General features: G+C 68.2%; 24 protein-coding genes. 18 read left to right on the top strand and 6 right to left on the bottom strand.

The features are described 5' to 3' along the window. Nucleotides 1–192: 192 nt before the first annotated feature. The 10 genes from secY to truA all read left to right on the top strand — a co-directional run bounded on the left by secY (nucleotide 193) and on the right by truA (nucleotide 7635). Entirely contained in the window at nucleotides 193–1506 is a 1314-nt protein-coding gene (gene secY, locus OHU35_RS25995; RefSeq protein ID WP_189728750.1) for a preprotein translocase subunit SecY, read from the top strand. Further along, the gene (locus tag OHU35_RS26000; protein ID WP_189728752.1) at nucleotides 1506–2168 is read left to right on the top strand and encodes an adenylate kinase; all 663 of its coding nucleotides are present in this window, start codon (nucleotides 1506–1508) and stop codon (nucleotides 2166–2168) included. The genes secY and OHU35_RS26000 overlap by 1 nt, the downstream gene beginning before the upstream one ends. Nucleotides 2169–2300: 132 nt before the next feature. Continuing rightward, the gene (gene map, locus OHU35_RS26005; protein WP_189728753.1) at nucleotides 2301–3137 is read left to right on the top strand and encodes a type I methionyl aminopeptidase; all 837 of its coding nucleotides are present in this window, start codon (nucleotides 2301–2303) and stop codon (nucleotides 3135–3137) included. A 234-nt stretch (nucleotides 3138–3371) separates the two neighbouring features. After that, entirely contained in the window at nucleotides 3372–3593 is a 222-nt protein-coding gene (infA, locus tag OHU35_RS26010) for a translation initiation factor IF-1 (protein ID WP_003948620.1), read from the top strand. 58 nt (nucleotides 3594–3651) lie between these two features. Further along, nucleotides 3652–3765: a 50S ribosomal protein L36 gene (gene rpmJ, locus OHU35_RS26015; protein WP_003948619.1), complete on the top strand. Its 114-nt coding sequence runs from the start codon at nucleotides 3652–3654 to the stop codon at nucleotides 3763–3765. Between the two features lie 197 nt (nucleotides 3766–3962). Next, on the top strand, nucleotides 3963–4343 hold the full coding sequence (rpsM, locus tag OHU35_RS26020; RefSeq protein ID WP_189728755.1) for a 30S ribosomal protein S13: 381 nt from the start codon (nucleotides 3963–3965) through the stop codon (nucleotides 4341–4343). A 65-nt stretch (nucleotides 4344–4408) separates the two neighbouring features. Further along, nucleotides 4409–4813, top strand: a complete 405-nt coding sequence (gene rpsK, locus OHU35_RS26025; RefSeq protein WP_003956432.1) for a 30S ribosomal protein S11 — start codon at nucleotides 4409–4411, stop codon at nucleotides 4811–4813. Between the two features lie 136 nt (nucleotides 4814–4949). Then, nucleotides 4950–5972 carry a DNA-directed RNA polymerase subunit alpha gene (locus tag OHU35_RS26030; RefSeq protein ID WP_003966937.1) on the top strand — a complete coding sequence of 341 codons (1023 nt, stop codon included), beginning with the start codon at nucleotides 4950–4952 and terminating at the stop codon, nucleotides 5970–5972. A 164-nt stretch (nucleotides 5973–6136) separates the two neighbouring features. Further along, nucleotides 6137–6637, top strand: a complete 501-nt coding sequence (gene rplQ / locus OHU35_RS26035) for a 50S ribosomal protein L17 (protein WP_189722693.1) — start codon at nucleotides 6137–6139, stop codon at nucleotides 6635–6637. Between the two features lie 143 nt (nucleotides 6638–6780). After that, nucleotides 6781–7635 carry a tRNA pseudouridine(38-40) synthase TruA gene (truA, locus tag OHU35_RS26040; protein ID WP_189722694.1) on the top strand — a complete coding sequence of 285 codons (855 nt, stop codon included), beginning with the start codon at nucleotides 6781–6783 and terminating at the stop codon, nucleotides 7633–7635. A 3-nt stretch (nucleotides 7636–7638) separates the two neighbouring features. Here truA and OHU35_RS26045 read toward each other — a convergent pair whose 3' ends face one another. Beyond that, the gene (locus OHU35_RS26045) at nucleotides 7639–8511 is read right to left on the bottom strand and encodes a hypothetical protein (RefSeq protein ID WP_189722695.1); all 873 of its coding nucleotides are present in this window, start codon (nucleotides 8509–8511) and stop codon (nucleotides 7639–7641) included. A gap of 74 nt (nucleotides 8512–8585) precedes the next feature. Between OHU35_RS26045 and OHU35_RS26050 the strand changes: the two genes are divergently transcribed. The 4 genes from OHU35_RS26050 (at nucleotide 8586) to glmM (ending at nucleotide 11688) form a co-directional block, all read left to right on the top strand. Beyond that, the gene (locus OHU35_RS26050) at nucleotides 8586–8951 is read left to right on the top strand and encodes a hypothetical protein (protein ID WP_189722696.1); all 366 of its coding nucleotides are present in this window, start codon (nucleotides 8586–8588) and stop codon (nucleotides 8949–8951) included. Between the two features lie 214 nt (nucleotides 8952–9165). Then, nucleotides 9166–9609: a 50S ribosomal protein L13 gene (gene rplM / locus OHU35_RS26055; RefSeq protein ID WP_003992380.1), complete on the top strand. Its 444-nt coding sequence runs from the start codon at nucleotides 9166–9168 to the stop codon at nucleotides 9607–9609. 44 nt (nucleotides 9610–9653) lie between these two features. Further along, complete coding sequence (rpsI, locus tag OHU35_RS26060; protein WP_184591418.1) at nucleotides 9654–10166, top strand: 30S ribosomal protein S9; 513 nt, start codon at nucleotides 9654–9656, stop codon at nucleotides 10164–10166. Nucleotides 10167–10329: 163 nt separating this feature from the next. Continuing rightward, a complete protein-coding gene (glmM, locus tag OHU35_RS26065; protein WP_189722697.1) occupies nucleotides 10330–11688 on the top strand; it encodes a phosphoglucosamine mutase in 1359 nt (452 codons plus the stop codon). A gap of 98 nt (nucleotides 11689–11786) precedes the next feature. Here the strand turns inward: glmM and OHU35_RS26070 are convergent, their stop codons facing one another. Beyond that, nucleotides 11787–12725, bottom strand: a complete 939-nt coding sequence (locus OHU35_RS26070) for a DUF389 domain-containing protein (RefSeq protein WP_189722698.1) — start codon at nucleotides 12723–12725, stop codon at nucleotides 11787–11789. 32 nt (nucleotides 12726–12757) lie between these two features. Beyond that, nucleotides 12758–13726 carry a type I pantothenate kinase gene (gene coaA, locus OHU35_RS26075; protein ID WP_189723274.1) on the bottom strand — a complete coding sequence of 323 codons (969 nt, stop codon included), beginning with the start codon at nucleotides 13724–13726 and terminating at the stop codon, nucleotides 12758–12760. A 201-nt stretch (nucleotides 13727–13927) separates the two neighbouring features. Between coaA and OHU35_RS26080 the strand changes: the two genes are divergently transcribed. The 3 genes from OHU35_RS26080 to glmS all read left to right on the top strand — a co-directional run bounded on the left by OHU35_RS26080 (nucleotide 13928) and on the right by glmS (nucleotide 17717). After that, nucleotides 13928–14956, top strand: coding sequence for an ATP-binding cassette domain-containing protein (locus OHU35_RS26080; RefSeq protein ID WP_189722699.1), 1029 nt, complete (start codon nucleotides 13928–13930; stop codon nucleotides 14954–14956). Then, on the top strand, nucleotides 14953–15762 hold the full coding sequence (locus tag OHU35_RS26085) for an ABC transporter permease (protein ID WP_189722700.1): 810 nt from the start codon (nucleotides 14953–14955) through the stop codon (nucleotides 15760–15762). Before OHU35_RS26080 ends, OHU35_RS26085 begins: the two co-directional genes overlap by 4 nt. Before the next feature lie 107 nt (nucleotides 15763–15869). Then, nucleotides 15870–17717, top strand: a complete 1848-nt coding sequence (glmS, locus tag OHU35_RS26090) for a glutamine--fructose-6-phosphate transaminase (isomerizing) (RefSeq protein ID WP_405507068.1) — start codon at nucleotides 15870–15872, stop codon at nucleotides 17715–17717. A 70-nt stretch (nucleotides 17718–17787) separates the two neighbouring features. Here glmS and OHU35_RS26095 read toward each other — a convergent pair whose 3' ends face one another. Together OHU35_RS26095 and OHU35_RS26100 are read right to left on the bottom strand one after the other, a co-directional pair. Then, a complete protein-coding gene (locus OHU35_RS26095; RefSeq protein WP_405507069.1) occupies nucleotides 17788–18147 on the bottom strand; it encodes a hypothetical protein in 360 nt (119 codons plus the stop codon). 172 nt (nucleotides 18148–18319) lie between these two features. After that, a complete protein-coding gene (locus OHU35_RS26100) occupies nucleotides 18320–18994 on the bottom strand; it encodes an ankyrin repeat domain-containing protein (RefSeq protein WP_405507071.1) in 675 nt (224 codons plus the stop codon). 49 nt (nucleotides 18995–19043) lie between these two features. On the opposite strand from OHU35_RS26100, the gene OHU35_RS26105 reads away from it, so the two are divergent. Continuing rightward, the gene (locus OHU35_RS26105; protein ID WP_189722704.1) at nucleotides 19044–19415 is read left to right on the top strand and encodes a holo-ACP synthase; all 372 of its coding nucleotides are present in this window, start codon (nucleotides 19044–19046) and stop codon (nucleotides 19413–19415) included. A 14-nt stretch (nucleotides 19416–19429) separates the two neighbouring features. On the opposite strand, the gene OHU35_RS26110 is transcribed toward OHU35_RS26105, so the two are convergent. Further along, the gene (locus OHU35_RS26110; protein ID WP_405507073.1) at nucleotides 19430–19702 is read right to left on the bottom strand and encodes a hypothetical protein; all 273 of its coding nucleotides are present in this window, start codon (nucleotides 19700–19702) and stop codon (nucleotides 19430–19432) included. Nucleotides 19703–19719 lie beyond the last annotated feature (17 nt).

Here is a 19719-nt window from a genome sequence, read left to right on the forward strand (position 1 = left end):
ATGGGGTATCCCCGGTTGGTCGTTCCTAGGGTGGCAGTCTCGCCGGTAAGGTGGCCTGCACTGCCCTCTTTTCACAGGGTGCTTCACTTCGGGCACTCTGAGCGGCAGTTGACCGTTACCTATGTCGTTGTTCCTATTGGACTCTCAGACCGTCACCCTTGACGCAGTTGCGCGGGGGTCGCAGGAGGCACCGTGCTCACCGCGTTCGCCCGGGCGTTCAAGACGCCCGACCTGCGCAAGAAGCTGCTCTTCACGCTCGCCATCATCGTGGTCTACCGGATCGGTACACACGTCCCGATCCCAGGTGTCGATTACCGGAACGTCCAGACCTGTATCGATAACGCCCAGGCCAACCAGGGTCTCTTCGGTCTGGTCAACATGTTCAGTGGCGGCGCGCTGCTGCAGATCACCATCTTCGCGCTGGGCATCATGCCGTACATCACGGCGAGCATCATCCTCCAGCTGCTGACCGTGGTGATCCCCCGCCTGGAAGCCCTGAAGAAGGAGGGCCAGGCCGGTACGGCGAAGATCACGCAGTACACCCGTTACCTGACGATCGCCCTCGCCATCCTTCAGGGCACCGGCCTCGTCGCCACCGCCCGCAGCGGCGCCCTGTTCCAGGGGTGCCCGGTGGCCAGCCAGATCGTCCCGGACCAGTCGATCTTCGTCACCATCACCATGGTCATCACGATGACCGCCGGCACGGCGGCCGTGATGTGGCTCGGTGAGCTCATCACTGACCGCGGCATCGGCAACGGCATGTCGATCCTGATGTTCATCTCGATCGCCGCCACCTTCCCGTCCGCTCTGTGGGCCATCAAGAAGCAGGGCTCCCTGGCCGGCGGCTGGATCGAGTTCGGCACCGTCATCCTCGTCGGCCTGGTCATGGTCGGCCTGGTCGTCTTCGTCGAGCAGGCTCAGCGCCGCATCCCGGTCCAGTACGCCAAGCGCATGATCGGCCGCCGCTCCTACGGCGGTACGTCCACGTACATCCCGCTGAAGGTGAACCAGGCGGGTGTGATTCCCGTCATCTTCGCCTCGTCGCTGCTCTACATCCCGGCCTTGATCGCCCAGTTCGCCGGCGGCAAGTCGGAGTGGAAGACCTGGATCGAGCAACACTTCGTCAAGGGCGACCACCCGTATTACATCGTTTCGTACTTCCTGCTGATCGTTTTCTTCGCGTTCTTCTACGTGGCGATCTCCTTCAACCCCGAGGAAGTCGCCGACAACATGAAGAAGTATGGTGGCTTCATCCCGGGCATCCGGGCTGGCCGACCGACCGCTGAGTACCTGAGCTACGTACTCAACCGGATCACCTGGCCGGGTTCGCTGTACCTGGGTCTGATCGCTCTCGTGCCGACGATGGCGTTGGTTGGTTTCGGGGCAAACCAGAACTTCCCGTTCGGCGGGACCAGCATCCTGATCATCGTGGGTGTGGGCCTCGAGACCGTGAAGCAGATCGAGAGCCAGCTCCAGCAGCGCAATTACGAAGGGTTCCTCCGCTGATGCGTATCGTCCTCGTCGGGCCGCCGGGTGCCGGTAAGGGAACGCAGGCCGCGTTCCTGGCCAAGAACCTGTCGATCCCGCACATCTCCACGGGCGACCTGTTCCGGGCCAACATCAGCCAGCAGACGGAACTCGGCAAACTGGCGAAGTCCTACATGGACGCGGGCAACCTGGTGCCCGACGAGGTCACCATCGCCATGGCGAAGGACCGCATGGAGCAGCCGGACGCCGAGAACGGCTTCCTGCTGGACGGCTTCCCGCGCAATGTCTCGCAGGCCGAGGCGCTCGACGAGCTGCTCGAGACCGAGAGCATGCAGCTGGACGCGGTGCTGGACCTGGAGGTCCCCGAGGACGAGGTCGTCAAGCGGATCGCCGGCCGCCGTATCTGCCGTAACGAGTCGGCGCACGTCTTCCACGTGACGTACAAGCCGGCCGCCAAGGAGGGCGTCTGCGACGTCTGCGGCGGCGAGCTGTACCAGCGGGACGACGACTCCGAGGAGACCGTCCGCACGCGGCTGGAGGTCTACCACACGCAGACCGAGCCGATCATCGACTACTACAAGGCGCAGGGCCTGGTGGTCACGATCTCCGCGCTCGGCAAGGTGGAGGACGTCACGACGCGCGCCATGGAGGCGCTCAAGCGTGACGAGGGCGACAAGTAGTCGTTCGTACGCAGCCACGGCCGCGGTTCCCCTCGGGGAGCCGCGGCTGCTGCGTGGGGCGGGGTCGCCGGCGCGGCCCCTTATCGTTGAAGGCGTTCATTCTCTCTCCGGTCCAGAAAGGCCGTAGTCCCCATGGTGCAGATCAAGACCTCCGAGCAGATCGCCAAGATGCGTGAGGCGGGCCTGGTCGTCGCCGCCATCCACGCGGCGACCCGTGAAGCCGCCGTGCCGGGGGCCACGACGAAGGATCTGGACCAGGTCGCCCGCAAGGTGCTCACCGAGCACAACGCCAAGCCGAACTTCCTCGGCTACGGCGGCTTCCCGGCGACGATCTGCACGTCCGTGAACGAGGTCGTCGTCCACGGCATCCCGTCCGACGACGTCGTCCTCAAGGACGGGGACGTCATCTCCATCGACTGCGGCGCGATCATCGACGGCTGGCACGGCGACGCCGCCTACACGGCCTTCGTCGGCTCCGGCCATGCCCCGGAGCTGGTCGAGCTCTCCCGGGTGACCGAGGAGTCGATGTGGGCCGGCATCGCCGCCATGAAGCAGGGCAACCGCCTGGTCGACGTCTCCCGGGCCATCGAGACGTACATCCGCCGCCAGCCGAAGCCCGGCGGTGGCAAGTACGGGATCATCGAGGACTACGGCGGCCACGGCATCGGCACCGAGATGCACATGGACCCGCACCTGCTGAACTACGTCGACCGGCGGCGCGGCAAGGGCCCGAAGCTGGTGCCGGGCTTCTGCCTCGCCATCGAGCCGATGGTCTCCCTGGGCACCCCGAAGACGGAGGTCCTCCAGGACGACTGGACGGTCATCACCACCGACGGCACGTGGTCCTCGCACTGGGAGCACTCGGTCGCCCTGACCGAGGAGGGGCCGCTGGTGCTGACGTCTCCCGACGGGGGGAAGGCGAAGCTCGCCGAGCTGGGGATCACGGCAGCTCCTGACCCGCTGGGCTGAGCGCCTTCCGGGTTGGGTGGTCCGGACCGTCGGAGGCTGCGGGAGCGTGGGGGTTCTTCGCGCAGTTCCCCGCGCTCCTTTCGGGGCGCTTAAAGATCTGTCCGTTGGGGCAGACTCCCCCGATTCGTGTTTCTGAGGGGCCTGACGTAGACTGACTCGTCGGCTCTGGTGCACCCGCATGCCTGCATGCGCTCGCTCGGAGTCGATCAAGGTAGTCGATTCGAAGGGCGAAGCGTGGCCAAGAAGCAAGGTGCCATCGAGATCGAGGGCACTGTCGTCGAGTCTCTTCCGAACGCCATGTTCAAGGTCGAGCTCCAGAACGGCCACCAGGTCCTGGCACACATCAGCGGCAAGATGCGCATGCACTACATCCGCATCCTCCCTGACGACCGGGTCGTGGTGGAGTTGTCTCCGTACGACCTGACGCGTGGCCGGATCGTCTACCGCTACAAGTAGATCTTGCCCCGCATCTCGCTTCGGCGGGGTGGTGGCACTGACCCGGAGAACCTCACTAATGAAGGTCAAGCCGAGCGTCAAGAAGATCTGCGACAAGTGCAGGGTGATCCGCCGTCACGGCCGGGTCATGATCATCTGCGACAACCCGCGCCACAAGCAGCGCCAGGGCTGATCGACAGCGGATCGCACCCTCTGCATCCATCGCAGGGATTCGCGCGACGCGAGCTGAATATGTTCATACGCAGGACCCGGGCGGACGGTGTTCGCCTGACACCCCTGGTTCGGAGGCCGGGGACCCAGTTCGTACCTCATACGGCGGCTGGGAGTCGGTTCTGTGGAAGACCTCCGACAAGTAACTGGAGCCATTGAATGGCACGCGTTTCCGGTGTCGACATCCCGCGCGAAAAGCGCGTGGAGGTCGCCCTCACCTACGTGTTCGGTATCGGCCGGACCCTCGCGCAGCAGACGCTGGCCGCCACCGGCGTCGACCCGAACACCCGCGTTCGCGACCTCTCCGAGGAGCAGCTCGTCGCGATCCGCGAGTTCGTGGACAACAACATCAGGACCGAGGGTGACCTCCGTCGTGAGATCCAGGCCGACATCCGCCGCAAGGTCGAGATCGGCTGCTACCAGGGTCTGCGTCACCGCCGCGGCCTGCCCGTCCGCGGTCAGCGCACCAGCACCAACGCCCGCACCCGCAAGGGCCCGCGTCGCGCCATCGCCGGCAAGAAGAAGCCGGGCAAGAAGTAGTCCGCAGCGGACGCCTGTCCACGGTCTTCGCTGTAGGACCGACCACCTCCCGTAGGAGTTAAGAGATGCCCCCCAAGGGACGTCAGGGCGCTGCCAAGAAGGTGCGCCGCAAGGAAAAGAAGAACGTCGCTCACGGCCACGCGCACATCAAGAGCACGTTCAACAACACGATCGTCTCGATCACGGACCCCTCGGGCAACGTGATCTCCTGGGCCTCCGCCGGCCACGTCGGCTTCAAGGGCTCGCGCAAGTCCACGCCGTTCGCCGCGCAGATGGCCGCCGAGTCGGCTGCCCGCCGCGCCCAGGAGCACGGCATGCGCAAGGTCGACGTGTTCGTCAAGGGCCCGGGTTCGGGTCGTGAGACGGCCATCCGTTCGCTTCAGGCGACCGGTCTCGAGGTCGGCTCCATCCAGGACGTCACGCCCACCCCGCACAACGGCTGCCGTCCGCCCAAGCGCCGCCGCGTCTGATCTTTCACAGATCGCTGACGCAGGCCGCTTGGTCTGAGGTTTTCGGGCGGTATGGCTCTTCGGGGCCATATCGCCCGTACCCTTGTTACACCTCAGGGCGTCAAATAGCGGGCGCCCCTGACAGAAGGATCGCAACATGCTGATCGCTCAGCGTCCCTCGTTGACCGAAGAGGTCGTCGACGAGTTCCGTTCCCGGTTCGTGATCGAGCCGCTGGAGCCGGGCTTCGGTTACACCCTCGGCAACTCCCTCCGCCGGACCCTGCTGTCCTCGATCCCGGGTGCGGCGGTCACGTCCATCCGTATCGACGGTGTCCTGCACGAGTTCACCACCGTGCCGGGCGTCAAGGAGGATGTCACCGACCTGATCCTCAACATCAAGCAGCTGGTCGTCTCCTCGGAGCACGACGAGCCGGTCGTGATGTACCTGCGCAAGCAGGGCCCGGGTCTGGTCACCGCCGCCGACATCGCGCCCCCGGCCGGTGTCGAGGTGCACAACCCCGACCTGGTTCTGGCGACCCTGAACGGCAAGGGCAAGCTGGAGATGGAGCTGACGGTCGAGCGTGGCCGTGGCTACGTCTCCGCCGTGCAGAACAAGCAGGTCGGCCAGGAGATCGGCCGGATCCCGGTCGACTCGATCTACTCGCCGGTGCTCAAGGTCACGTACAAGGTCGAGGCCACGCGTGTCGAGCAGCGGACCGACTTCGACAAGCTGATCGTCGACGTCGAGACCAAGCAGGCCATGCGTCCGCGTGACGCGATGGCGTCGGCCGGCAAGACCCTGGTCGAGCTGTTCGGTCTGGCCCGTGAGCTCAACATCGACGCCGAGGGCATCGACATGGGTCCGTCCCCGACGGACGCCGCCCTCGCCGCTGATCTGGCGCTGCCGATCGAGGAGCTCGAGCTCACCGTCCGGTCGTACAACTGCCTCAAGCGTGAGGGCATCCACTCCGTGGGTGAGCTCGTCGCTCGTTCCGAGGCGGACCTGCTCGACATTCGCAACTTCGGTGCGAAGTCGATCGACGAGGTCAAGGCGAAGCTGGCCGGCATGGGCCTGGCCCTCAAGGACAGCCCGCCCGGATTCGACCCGACCGCCGCCGCCGACGCCTTCGGCGCCGACGACGACGCGGACGCCGGGTTCGTCGAGACCGAGCAGTACTAAGAGCTCGGGACCGATCGCCGGTTCTTGGCTGTGCGCCCGCTGTGGCTGGTCGCGCAGTTCCCCGCGCCCCTTTGGGGCGCGGGGTCTCCGACGAGCAAACCCGCTCGCTCGGATACTGACCCCGGTACCTGATACGGCCGGGGCAGACACCTAGGAGAAACACCATGCCGAAGCCCACCAAGGGTGCCCGTATGGGCGGCAGCGCCGCGCACGAGAAGCTCCTCCTCGCGAACCTCGCGAAGGCGCTGTTCGAGCACGGTCGCATCACCACCACCGAGGCGAAGGCCCGCAAGCTGCGGCCGTACGCCGAGCGTCTGGTCACCAAGGCGAAGAAGGGCGACCTTCACAACCGCCGTCAGGTGCTCCAGGTCATCACGGACAAGAGCATCGTCCACACGCTCTTCACCGAGATCGGCCCGCGCTACGAGAACCGTCCGGGTGGCTACACCCGTATCACCAAGATCGGTAACCGCCGTGGCGACAACGCGCCCATGGCTGTCATCGAGCTGGTCGAGGCGCTGACGGTGGCGCAGGAGGCGACCGGCGAGGCCGAGGCCGCGACGAAGCGTGCGGTCAAGGAAGACGCGCTCAAGAAGGACGAGGCCGTTGAGGCCAAGTCCGACGAGGCCGTCGAGGCTCCCGCCGAGGAGTCGAAGGACGCGTAAGCGTTCTGCCGGGGGCCTGTGCGTTTGCGGCTGCGGCGGCGTCGTGGCTTGTCGCGCAGTTCCCCGCGCCCCTTCAGGGCGTTGGCGGGTCCGTTCCTCATTGAGGAGCGGGCCCGCTTTTTGGTTGCTGAGAGGATCTGTGCGTGAGTGATGAAGCAGCTGCCGGGTTCGTTCGTGTTCGGCTTGATCTGTCGTACGACGGGAGTGAGTTCTCCGGGTGGGCCAAGCAGGCCGGGGGGCGGCGGACCGTGCAGGGGGAGATCGAGGACGCGCTGCGGACCGTGACGCGGTCGCGGGAGACGTACGAGCTGACCGTGGCGGGGCGTACCGATGCCGGGGTGCATGCCCGGGGGCAGGTCGCGCATGTCGATCTGCCGCTCGAGGTCTGGGCCGAGCACCATCAGAAGCTGCTGAAGCGGCTCGCCGGGCGGCTGCCCCGGGACGTGCGGGTCTGGGCCCTCAGAGAGGCGCCCAGTGGCTTCAACGCGCGGTTCTCGGCCGTGTGGCGGCGGTACGCGTACCGGGTCACCGACAATCCCGGAGGCGTCGACCCGCTGCTGCGGAGCCACGTGCTGTGGCACGACTGGCCGCTGGACGTCGACGCCATGAACGAGGCCGCGGGGCGGCTGCTCGGGGAGCACGACTTCGCCGCCTACTGCAAGAAGCGGGAGGGCGCGACGACGATCCGTACGCTCCAGGAGCTGAGTCTCGTGAAGGGCGACGACGGGATCATCACCGCGACCGTGCGGGCCGACGCCTTCTGCCACAACATGGTGCGCTCGCTCATCGGGGCGCTGCTGTTCGTGGGCGACGGGCACCGGCCGCCGGACTGGCCCGGGAAGGTGCTGGCGGCAGGCGTCCGGGACTCGGCCGTGCACGTCGTACGGCCGCACGGGCTGACGCTGGAGGAGGTCGGCTACCCGGCCGACGAACTGCTGGCCGCGCGCAACAAGGAGGCGCGGAACAAGCGGTCGCTGCCGCCGGCCGGGTGCTGCTGACGGCTATTCGTTGGCCGCGGCCGATGCCTGGGCCTCGCCGCGGCGGCGGATCTGGTTGAACGTGAACTGGGCCAGGTCGTTGCCGGTCCTGAAGACCGCCGTGTCCTTGGGCGTCACGTCCTTGCCGTTGGTGAAGCCGGCGTTGGTGAAGTAGGCGTAGCGGCCGTAGGAGTTGCTGGTCGTGCGGCAGAACCCGGCCTCGCAGAAGCCCTTCACACCGCCGCCGGAGAGCGACTTGACGAAGCTCCTCTTGTTCGTCTGGCCCTTGGCCTTGACCGCCTGGGCCTCGGTGTCGAAGACCGCCACGCCGACCGTCACCGCGATGCCGTCCTTGGTGTAGGTGACTCGTATCAGGCGTGTGCAGTCGTTCGCGGTGAGGACCTTGGGGAGCGTGCCGCCGGCCGCCGATGCGCAGTTCTTCGTGTCGGCGGTGGGGCCCTTCTTGTAGACCGTCTCGCCCATGGTCAGCTGCGTGCCGGGGAAGAGGGTGTCCGGGCCGAGCGGAGCCTTGTCCTTCTTCGCGCTGGCGACGAAGTCCTTCGGGTCCAGCGGGGGCGGGGCGCTGGTCGGGGCGAACGACGGGCCGGAGGGCGACCCGCTCGGGATGTCCGCCGAGGGCAGGGAGGCCGGGTTGTTCGCCTGGTTGTCGCCATTGGCCGAGACCACGGCCACGGCGACGGCGGCACCGATCGCGACGGTGGCGACCGCGCCGCCGCCGACCAGCAGCAGCCGGCGTCGTTTGTTACGTGACTCGGACGCCTCGGCGAGCGCGGCCCAGTCCGGAGACTGGCCTCCGCCCCCGCTGTTCCAGGGCTGCTGCGACTGCGGTTTCCAGGGATCCCACTGGGACTGGGGTCCCCCCTGCCCATAGCTCATGGGGCGCATCTTAGACGGGACATGGGGTGTGCTGGTCCGCACGGATCGGCCTCGTAACCCCTAGCGTTCCTCCCATGCGGACGGGCAAAGGCGACATCTCCGGGTGGTTGGGGCGACTCGTGAGCGGGAGCCTGTGGGTGGGGTCCGTGGGGGTGCGGGCGCTGGTGGCCGTGGCGCTGCTGGTGTGCCTGCTGTCGTGGCCGGCGGTCGGACTGCAGGCCGGGCTGTCGGCCGGGACGTCTGCGGGGATCGCTGTGCTGCGGGCGTGCCGTCGTCCGCGCGGTGGCGGTTCCGTGCTGCGGTGGGGTGCCGCGGTGGTCGTCGATGTGCTGCTGTCGTCGGTGTTTCCGTTTGTGCGGCCGGTCCGGCGCAGGACCCTGAGGAGGGCTGTCACGCTGTGTGCGGGCCTGTGCGTCTGCGTGTTCGACCGTCGACGATGATCCCGCGTTTTGACCCTTGTGGTGAGCCCCGGTACTCTGCTTGTTCGTTGTGTATTGGCTTGCTCATTCTCACGGGACGGGCCCTTACACCGGTCCGCCGGGCCGATGACCAGCGACCAGCACGCGGTTTGCGTCACCGCAGTGCGGTCAAGGCTGTCGTGATCGTTTCGGTGACCTGTTCAGGACCATTCACTCGAAGCGAAGGCTACGAACCGTGCGTACGTACAGCCCCAAGCCCGGCGATGTGACGCGCCAGTGGCACGTCATCGACGCCCAGGACGTTGTCCTGGGTCGTCTCGCCACCACCGCAGCGACCCTCCTCCGGGGCAAGCACAAGCCGATCTACGCCCCCCACGTCGACGCTGGTGACTTCGTCATCATCATCAACGCGGACAAGGTGCACCTGTCCGGCAACAAGCGGACCCAGAAGATGGCGTACCGCCACTCCGGTTACCCGGGTGGTCTGCGCTCCGTCCGTTACGACGAGCTGCTGGACAAGAACCCCGAGAAGGCCGTCGAAAAGGCCGTCAAGGGCATGCTCCCCAAGAACTCCCTGGGCCGTCAGATGCTCTCGAAGCTGAAGGTCTACAAGGGTGACCAGCACCCGCACGGCGCGCAGCAGCCGCAGCCGTACGAGATCACCCAGGTCGCGCAGTAAGTCCGGCCACACCCCCTAAGACTGAACAGAATCTGAGGAGCATCGTGGCCGAGACCACTGCCGAGCAGCCGCTCGAAGAAGTTGACATCGACAGCTACACCACCGAGTCCGAGGTTCCGGTGGAGGGTGAGTACACCTCCGAGTCCCTCGCCTCGCGTTTCGGTGAGCCCCAGCCGGCCGCCGGCCTGGGCCGTCGCAAGAACGCCATCGCCCGTGTCCGGATCGTCCCGGGCACCGGCAAGTGGAAGATCAACGGTCGCACCCTTGAGGACTACTTCCCGAACAAGGTGCACCAGCAGGAAGTCAACGAGCCCTTCAAGGTGCTCGAGCTCGACGACCGCTACGACGTCGTCGCCCGCATCTCCGGCGGCGGTGTCTCCGGTCAGGCCGGTGCGCTCCGTCTCGGTGTCGCCCGTGCGCTGAACGAGGCGGACGTCGACAACAACCGCGGCCCGCTGAAGAAGGCCGGCTTCCTCAAGCGCGACGACCGTGCGGTCGAGCGCAAGAAGGCCGGTCTGAAGAAGGCCCGCAAGGCCCCGCAGTACAGCAAGCGCTAATCGCGTCCGCTGTTTTTGCAACGATCGCCCCGGCGGCACGAATGGTGCCGCCGGGGCGGTTCGTTTACACAACCCCTACCGCCCCCGGACAGTCTCAGGGATGTACTAGGGATGTACTTGGGGATGTGAGCCGCACTCTCACAGCAATTCGGAGGACACCACAGTGGGACGACTCTTCGGCACTGACGGCGTGCGCGGTGTCGCCAACGCGGATCTGACGGCGGAGATGGCCCTGGGCCTCTCCGTGGCCGCGGCGCACGTACTGGCCGAGGCGGGCACCTTCGAGGGGCACCGCCCGACCGCGGTCGTCGGGCGCGACCCGCGCGCGTCCGGGGAGTTCCTGGAGGCCGCCGTGGTCGCGGGCCTCGCCAGCGCCGGTGTGGACGTCCTGCGGGTCGGCGTGCTGCCGACCCCGGCGGTGGCGTTTCTGACCGGAGCGCTCGGCGCCGACCTCGGTGTGATGCTCTCCGCGAGCCACAACGCCATGCCCGACAACGGCATCAAGTTCTTCGCCCGCGGCGGGCACAAGCTCGCCGACGAGCTGGAGGACCGGATCGAGTCCGTCTACGAGGAGCACCGCACCGGCGCCCCGTGGGAGCGGCCGACCGGGGCCGGAGTGGGCCGCGTCCGGGAGTACGGGGAGGGCTTCGACCGGTACGTCGAGCATCTGCTGGGTGCCCTGCCGAACCGGCTCGACGGGCTGAAGGTCGTCCTCGACGAGGCGCACGGCGCCGCCGCCCGGGTCTCGCCTGAGGCGTTCCAGCGGGCCGGTGCCGAGGTCGTCACGATCGGGGCCGAGCCCGACGGGCTCAACATCAACGACGGGTGCGGCTCCACGCACCTGGACAAGATCAAGGCCGCCGTCGTCGAGCACGGGGCCGACCTGGGCATCGCGCACGACGGTGACGCCGACCGGTGCCTCGCCGTGGACCACACCGGCGCGGAGGTGGACGGCGACCAGATCCTGGCCGTGCTCGCGCTGGCGATGCGGGAGCGCTCCGCTCTGCGGGCCGAGACGGTGGTCGCCACGGTGATGTCCAACCTCGGGTTCAAGCTGGCCATGGAGCGTGAGGGCATCCGGCTGGTGCAGACCGCTGTCGGCGACCGGTATGTGCTGGAGGAGATGAAGGAGCACGGGTTCGCCCTCGGGGGCGAGCAGTCCGGGCACGTGATCATCCTCGACCACGCGACGACCGGGGACGGGACGCTGACGGGGCTGCTGCTGGCGGCTCGGGTGGCAGAGAGCGGGCGTGCGTTGCGGGAGCTGGCCTCTGTCATGGAGCGGTTGCCGCAGGTGCTGATCAATGTGCCGGATGTCGACAGGACGCGGGTGGGGACGTCCGCGGAGCTGTCGGCGGCCGTTGCCGATGCGGAGCGGGAGCTCGGGGCTACCGGGCGGGTGCTGCTGAGGCCCTCCGGGACCGAGCCGTTGGTTCGGGTGATGGTGGAGGCGGCTGATATCGAGCAGGCGCGGTCTGTCGCGGGGCGGCTGGCTGATGCGGTGAAGTCCGCGTTGGGGTAGTTGGCCTTTGCGGTTCGGGGTGGGGGGTCTGTTGTGGGCGGGCTGCGGCTGCGTCGTGGCTTGTCGCGCAGTTCCCCGCGCCCCTGGGGACGCTGCCCCTAAAGGGCGTCTACTTGCTTACGTTGTTTCGACCAGAGCCATTTCTGGGTCAGCAGCGTTGCCGTGCCGGCGACGATGATGCCCAGGAGGTTCAGCAGGAGTTGCTCGGTGGAGCCCCAGGTCTGGGTGGTGTCGCCGTAGCTCAGGGCCACCGCGGCGTTCGCGGCTGCCGGGACCGTCGTCACGGAGATGGCCACGCCGACCAGGGCGCCGGACTTCGCTGAGGTCAGGGAGAGGGTGCCGGCGATGCCGGCCAGGACCGCCACGACGAAGGAGAACCAGTCGGGGGCGTAGATGAAGCCGGTGTTCGGGCGGTCGGCCTCGAGCTGTTCCTTGCTGAACAGGTCGACCGCTTCCATGAAGAGGCTGAAGGCCACCGTCACCGCCATCGCCACCGCGAAGCCCACCAGCAGCGCGATCAGCGAGCGCAGGGCCAGGCGCGATCTGCGCCGGACGATCGCGGTGCAGACGCCGGCGAGGGGGCCGAACTCCGGGCCCACCGCCATGGCGCCCACGATCAGGATCGCGTTGTCCAGGACCACACCGCAGGCCGCGATCATCGTGGCGAGCGTGATGAAGGCCAGGTAGGTGACGGAGAGCGTCGACTCCTCGTGGGTCGCGTCGCTCAGGTGCTCCCACAGGACCGCGTCCGCGCCCTCGCCCGGCGCGTCGGCCTCGGCTTGGTCGGCTCGCTCGGACAGCGACAGGTCGATGGTCTCGACGGCGATGGAGCCGCTGGTGTCGATGCCCAGTTCCCGCAGGCCGGTGAGCAGTTCGTCGCCCGCCTCGCGGGCCACGTCGCACATGACGACATCCCCGGAGGGGTTGCGGGCGGCGTCCGGCAGCACGACGAGGTGGGTGGTGCCGACCGTCTTCTCGATCAGCAGCACCACTTCGTCGGTCTTCCCGGACGGCGTGATCAGGCGCAGGTGAAGCATGGCGACCATCTAACCGGCCTTTTCCCCGGGAGTCACAGCTTGCGCAGGCTGAGGCGCTGCACCTTGTGGTCGGGGCCCTTGCGCACGACGAGGGCGGCCCGGCCGCGGGTGGGGGCGATGTTCTCGACCAGGTTGGGCCGGTTGATCGTGCGCCACATCGTCTGCGCGTAGTCGAGGGCCTCCTCCTCCGAGACCTGGGTGTACTTGCGGAAGTACGAGGACGGGTTCTGGAAGGCGGTCGCGCGCAGCTTGCGGAAGCGGTTGAGATACCAGCGCTCGACGTCCTCGACGCGGGCGTCGACGTACACGCTGAAGTCGAAGTAGTCGGCGAGGCCGACCCGGGTGCGGCCGTCCTTGCCGGGCAGGGCCGGCTGGAGGACGTTCAGGCCCTCGACGATCAGGATGTCGGGGCGGCGGACCGTGAGCTTCTGGTCCGGGACGATGTCGTAGATGAGGTGGGAGTAGACCGGGGCCGTGACCTCGTCCTTGCCGGCCTTGATGTCGGCGACGAAGCGGGTCAGGGCGCGGCGGTCGTAGGACTCGGGGAAGCCCTTTCGTGACATCAGGCCGCGGGCCTGGAGCTCCTTGGTGGGCAGCAGGAAGCCGTCGGTGGTGACCAGCTCGACGCGCGGGTGCTCCGGCCAGCGTGAGAGCAGGGCCTGGAGGAGGCGGGCGACCGTGGACTTGCCGACCGCGACCGAGCCGGCGACTCCTATGACGAACGGGGTGCCGGACTGGGAGCCCTGTTCGCCCAGGAACGTGTTCAGGGCGCCTCTGAGGCCGTCCGTGGCGCCGACGTAGAGGTTGAGGAGTCTGGACAGCGGGAGGTAGATGTCCCGCACCTCGTCGAGGTCGATGACATCGCCGAGACCGCGCAGCTTCTCGACCTCCTCGGCCGTCAGTGGCAGCGGCGTCTTGTCACGCAGCGCGCTCCACTCGGCTCGGGTGAGGTCGACATAGGGAGTCGCCTCCGGCCGCTGCCGGTGGGCGCTCCGGGGCATCGAGGAGACCGGAGAGATCACAGTCCATTGTTACGGGCATACGAACGGACGGTGAGGTGGGATCCGTCACGCGAGGTATTCGCCCCTGTCCGCCCGTGTTTGTTCGGAGAAATTCCGACACGGGCGGAATGTCAGTGGCGTGCGTCACAGTTGTGGGAGGAGTGGGCCCGGTCCGGGGTCCATGAACGCCTGGGGGTACCCATGACGTATGCGATAGAGGCGGAAGGCCTGGTCAAGCGGTTCAAGGAGACCGAGGCGCTGGCCGGCGTCGACCTGGCCGCCCGCAAGGGCACGGTGCTCGGGTTGCTGGGGCCCAACGGTGCCGGGAAGACGACCGCGGTGCGGATCTTCGCGACACTGCTGCGCCCGGACGGAGGCAGAGCCCGGGTGGCCGGCCACGACGTGGTCCGGGAGGCCGGGGTCGTACGCTCCCTCGTCGGGCTGACCGGGCAGTACGCGGCGGTGGACGAGAACCTGACCGGTACGGAGAACCTGCTGCTCATCGGCCGGCTGCTGGGTCTGTCGCGGCGGGAGGCGAAGGCGCGGGCGGGTGAGCTGCTGGAGCGGTTTCAGCTGACGCACGCGGCCGGGCGGGCCGCGAAGACCTTCTCGGGCGGCATGCGGCGACGCCTGGACCTCGCGGCCAGTCTGGTGGGGCGGCCCAGCATTCTCTTCCTCGACGAGCCGACCACGGGTCTTGATCCGCACAGCCGCGGTGAGCTGTGGGATCTGCTGCGCGGCCTGGTCGCGGACGGGGCGACCGCCCTGCTGACCACGCAGTATCTGAACGAGGCCGATGTGCTCGCCGACGACATCGTGGTGATCGACAAGGGCCGGGTGATCGCCGAGGGCACACCGGACCGGCTGAAGGCGCAAGTCGGCGGGCAGGTGCTGGAGCTGCGGCCGATCGTCGGGAAGGACCTCGCGCGGGCGCACGCGCTGGTGGCCGGGGCCGCCGGACCCGAGGCCCGGATCGAGGGCGAGATGGTCACCGCCCCGGTGAAGGACCCCGAGCTGATGCCGGCCGTGGTGCGCGCGCTGGACCGGGAGGGGATCGCGGTGGGGGAGCTGGCCCTGCGCCGTTCCTCGCTCGACGAGGTCTTCCTCGCCCTGACCGGACATCGCGCCGAGCCGGGCGAGCCCGAGGGGAACGGCGGGGCCGCCGTCCACGACGACGGTGAGACCGCCCGCGACGACGACGGGCTGGAGAAGGCGGTGAGCCGGTCATGACCGCCACCACGCTGACTCCGCCCGTCACCGCGTCGGGCCGTGTGCCGCCCCTCGCCGGGATGCGGCAGACCTTCACGATGGCCTGGCGGAGTCTGGTCGCCGTCAAGCACAACCCGCTCGAACTGGTCGACTACAGCATCACGCCGATCATGTTCGTGTTCCTCTTCACCTATGTGCTGGGCGGGCAGATGGCCGGATCGCCCGAGGCGTATCTGAAGTACGCGCTGCCCGGGATCATCGTGCAGAACACCCTGTTCATGACGATGTACACGGCGATGGCGCTCAACACCGACCTCACCAAAGGCGTTTTCGACCGGCTGCGCAGCCTGCCGATCGCGCGTTCCGCGCCGCTCATCGGGCGGATCACCGCGGACCTCGCCAAGCATCTGTGGGCGCTGGTGCTGATGATCGGCCTCGGTCTGGCGCTCGGCTTCCGCATCACCGGCGGATTCGGCGGGTTCCTGCTCGGGGCGCTGCTGGTGACGGTGTTCGCCGCGGCCGTGTCCTGGAGCGCGGTGCTGATCGGGATGCTGGCGGGCGACGCGGAGAAGGTGCAGGCGTTCGCCTTCACGCTCATCTTCCCGATCACCTTCACCAGTAGCGCGTTCGTCGTCGTGGACACGATGCCCGGCTGGCTGCAGGCGTGGAGTGACGTCAATCCGGTCACGCATCTGTCCGACGCGTTCCGGGGGCTGCTGCTGGGCGGGGCGGTGGCGGAGCCTGTGATGTGGTCGTTGGTGTGGGCTGCGGGGATCGCGGTGGTGTTCTATCCGTTGGCCATGCGGGCTTATCGGGCGAAGGTCTGAGGAAAGGGCGCCCGTTCGCGATCCGGCGTTCGTGCGACGGTGGGAATTTCCGATTTCGGGCACGCAACGGCCCGTTCGGCACGGGAATCGACCCTAAGCTGCCGCCCATGTGTGGAATCGTGGGATACGTGGGGCCGCAGTCCGCGCTCGAGGTTGTGATGGCCGGGCTGAAGCGACTGGAGTACCGGGGGTACGACTCGGCGGGTGTCGCCGTGCTGGCCGATGGTGGGCTGGCGGCGGCGAAGAAGGCCGGGAAGCTCATCAATCTGGAGAAGGAGCTGGACGGCAGGCCGCTGCCGACCGGCACGACGGGGATCGGGCACACCCGGTGGGCCACGCACGGCGGGCCGACGGACTCCAACGCCCACCCGCACCTCGACAACGCGGGTCGGGTCGCTGTCGTGCACAACGGCATCATCGAGAACTTCGCCCTGCTGCGGGCCGAGTTGGAGGAGCGGGGCCACGCGCTGGGCTCCGAGACGGACACCGAGGTCGTCGCGCATCTGCTCGCCGAGGAGTTCTCGTCGTGCGCGGATCTCGCCGAGGCGATGCGGCTGGTGTGCCGGCGGCTGGAGGGCGCGTTCACGCTGGTCGCGGTGCATGCGGACGAGCCGGACGTGGTGGTGGGCGCACGGCGGAACTCGCCGCTGGTGGTGGGCGTCGGAGAGGGCGAGGCCTTTCTCGCCTCGGACGTCGCCGCGTTCATCGCCCACACGCGGTCGGCGATCGAGCTGGGGCAGGACCAGGTGGTGGAGCTGCGCCGGGACGGGGTGACGGTGACCGGCTTCGACGGACGGTCCGCCGACGTCCGCTCGTACCACGTCGACTGGGACGCGTCGGCCGCGGAAAAGGGGGGCTATGACTACTTCATGCTCAAGGAGATCGCCGAGCAGCCCAAGGCGGTCGCCGATACGCTGCTGGGCCGGATCGACGGCTCAGGGTCGCTGACCCTGGACGAGGTGCGGATCCCCCAGGGGGTGCTGCGGGAGATCGACAAGGTCGTCATCGTCGCGTGCGGTACGGCCTTCCACGCCGGGATGATCGCCAAGTACGCCATCGAGCACTGGACGCGCATTCCGTGCGAGGTGGAGCTGGCCAGCGAGTTCCGGTACCGGGATCCGATCCTGGACGCGCAGACCCTGGTCATCGCCATCTCGCAGTCCGGCGAGACCATGGACACGCTCATGGCACTGCGCCACGCCCGCGAGCAGGGCGCCAAGGTCCTGGCCATCTGCAACACCAATGGCTCGACGATCCCGCGCGAGTCCGACGCGGTGCTGTACACGCATGCCGGGCCGGAGGTCGCGGTGGCGTCCACCAAGGCGTTCCTGACGCAGTTGGTGGCCTGCTATCTGGTCGCCCTGTATCTGGGGCAGGTGCGGGGCACCAAGTGGGGCGACGAGATCCGGGCCGTGATCCGGGACCTGTCCTCGATCGCCGGTGCGGTGGAGCAGGTCCTGGGGACCATGGAGCCGGTGCGGGAGCTGGCCCGTTCGCTCGCCTCCAAGGACACGGTGCTGTTCCTGGGGCGGCATGTCGGGTATCCCGTGGCGCTCGAGGGCGCGCTGAAGCTCAAGGAACTGGCGTACATGCACGCCGAGGGGTTCGCGGCGGGGGAGTTGAAGCACGGTCCGATCGCCCTGATCGAGGAGGACATGCCGGTGGTCGTCGTGGTGCCGTCGCCGCGAGGGCGGTCCGTGCTGTACGACAAGATCGTGTCCAACATCCAGGAGATCCGGGCGCGAGGGGCTCGGACGATCGTCGTCGCGGAGGAGGGGGACGAGGCCGTGGTGCCGTACGCGGATCACCTCATCCGGATTCCCGTCACGCCGACTCTGCTGCAGCCGCTCGTCGCGACGGTGCCGCTTCAGGTGTTCGCGTGTGAGCTGGCGACGGCTCGCGGCAACGACGTGGACCAGCCTCGGAACCTGGCGAAGTCGGTGACGGTGGAGTGAGAGTGGGGGGCGAACGGCTGGGTTCCGTTCGCCCCCTGGGTCAGCCGGTCAGGCCGTCAGGTGCTCAGGCTCAGACGGGCAGGCAGGTCGCCGGGACCCAGCCTTCCTTGCTGGTGCTGTTGGGGCCGCCGAAGTACCACTTGTTGCTCGTCTTGCCGCAGGCCGTGTAGCTGCCACCCGTGGTGGGCTTGCGGTCGCCGAAGCAGACCCCGCCCTTCTGGCCCTTGCCCCAGGTGCCGAGAGCCGTGGCGCTCGTCTTGGGAGCGCTGCGGAGGTTGACGGTTTGCTTGGGCTTCACGTTGACCAGCGCGCTGCTGCAGTCGGGCTTCGTCGCCGCGGCGGCGGTGCCGGCGGTGGCGACGGCGCCGGTGAGGGCCGTGCCTATGAGGGCCGCGGTGGTCAGCGCGGTGCCCAGAGACTTCAACTTCAAAGCTGTGTCCTCCCGTTTGCGCGATGCCGTTTGCTCATCGCGATCATCGCGAACTGTACAAGGGACAGGGCGAGTTCAGGCTCGGGGGGTGTCCGCTGGGAGTTCGGTGCGGAGGGCTGCTGTGAAGTGGGTGAGAGTTGCTGCCGGGAAGTTCATCGCTGCGTGAGGGACGTCAGTACGGGTAGCTCCAGGGCGGCGGCGGTGCGGGGCTGTACGCGAGCTTGGTCCAGCCGTCCGGGGTCACGTGGTAGAAGTCCCCGTTGTCGCCGTCCATCCGGGACCTGCCGTTCACGTGCACGGTGTCCGTGTGCAGGCGGTAGTGGAAGCCGCCCATCATGCCGACCACCCGGAAGAAGATCCGCACGTCCAGACCCTCCGTCAGGGGAGACAGCGGTGGCAGCAGGTGCTCGATCTCGTCGAAGCAGCTGCCGGTGCGCTCCCGCAGCATCGCGTGGAAGTGGTGCTCCAGCACGTCAGAGGGGGAGGGGAGCTGCCGCACCGCGACCGGCTCCAGGAGCTCCAGCAGATGCGCATGACCCCGCTCCCGTGCGATATCCACGGGGAGCCGTCCGTCCCGGGTGCGCCGCGTGCGCCAGGCGCCGTGCGCGATCAGCCGGGAGACGACGGCCACGCCGGCGCCGTGCCAGGCGGCCTGGTGCAGCGGGGCGAATCCGCTGCGGTTCCCGGGCCGGGCGAGATTGACGTACCCGGGATTCTTCTCCAGCTCCCCGAACAGGCCGTCCCAGTCGGCATCCCGGGCCAGGTCCGAGAATCGGTCCCGAGCCTTCAGATACCAGTCCCCGTAGCGGTCGCGGTCGGTGAGGCCGTCCCATTCCATGCTGATCATGCTAGTCACCGCGAGCAATGCGCCGTGGCGTCACCGTAGGGTGCTGCGCATGAGCATCATCGGGGTCGGGATCGACGTCGCCGAGATCGATCGGTTCGCGGCGTCCTTGGAGCGTACGCCCGCGTTGGCCGAGCGGCTGTTCGTGGAGCGGGAGTTGCTGCTGCCCAGTGGGGAACGCCGGGGTGTCGCCTCCCTGGCCGCCCGGTTCGCCGCCAAGGAGGCCCTGGCCAAGGCGCTCGGTGCCCCGGCCGGGCTGCTCTGGACGGACGCCGAGGTGTACGTCGAGGACAGTGGGCGGCCCCGGCTGCGGGTGACCGGGACCGTGGCCGCGCGGGCCGCCGAGCTCGGGGTGCGGTCCTGGCACGTGTCCCTGAGCCATGACGCCGGAGTGGCCTCGGCGGTTGTCATCGCGGAGGGGTGACATGTGCCGATGGGTCAGTACATCGCCCACAGGAGGGTGACGGTGCCGATGAAGCCCGCCGCGCCCAGTGCCGTGCCCGTCGCCGCCGTCCACAGCCGGCCCATGCCCTTGCGGGCGTAGTGGATGCCCATCGCGCCGAACGTCATGGCCAGCGCACCGGCCATCACCGTCCAGGGGATCAGGAACGCCCACGTGCCCACGGCGGAGAAGGCGCCGAGGACGAGTGCCGTGGGACCAAGGGCGGTGGCGGGCGTGTCGGTTGCCGTGGACGCGGTGGATCCGGTCATGGTCTGGCCTCCCGTCG

The organism is Streptomyces purpurascens (assembly GCF_045040895.1).
Lineage (GTDB): Bacteria > Actinomycetota > Actinomycetes > Streptomycetales > Streptomycetaceae > Streptomyces > Streptomyces purpurascens.